At 48.5% G+C, this 361-nt stretch carries 1 protein-coding gene; it reads right to left on the bottom strand.

Annotation, left to right across the window (positions count from 1 at the left end):
* A partial coding sequence (locus L1028_RS31160) for a reverse transcriptase domain-containing protein (RefSeq protein WP_253074717.1) occupies positions 1 to 361 on the bottom strand: 361 nt, incomplete at both ends.

Raw genomic sequence — 361 nt, 5'->3', positions numbered from 1 at the left:
TCATTAGTCGGTCATGGTTGACGCGATCAAAGAACTTCTCCAAGTCCAGATCAACAACGAATCGGTACCCTTCTTTCATGAATGCTCTAGCTTCCCTTACCGCATCATGTCCTCGCCTTTTCGGACGAAATCCATAACTGTGTTCGGAAAACTCTGGATCGAACAATGGGGTTAGTACCTGCGCGATTGCTTGTTGAATCATTCGATCTGTCACGGTAGGTATTCCTAATAGCCTAACACCTCCGCCACCGGGTTTCGGGATTTCGACTCGGCGCACGGGGCTCGGTTCATAGGTTCCTTCTTCTATTGCTTGCCGCAAGGTCTGCCAGTTTTGTACGATGTGTTCTCGTAAGGATTTTAC

It is taken from the genome of Paenibacillus pseudetheri (assembly GCF_924513355.1).
GTDB classification, from domain to species: domain Bacteria; phylum Bacillota; class Bacilli; order Paenibacillales; family Paenibacillaceae; genus Paenibacillus_AQ; species Paenibacillus_AQ pseudetheri.
The sequence above is the reverse complement of the archived record's forward strand: the minus strand, read 5'-3'. Positions and strand labels throughout refer to the sequence as shown.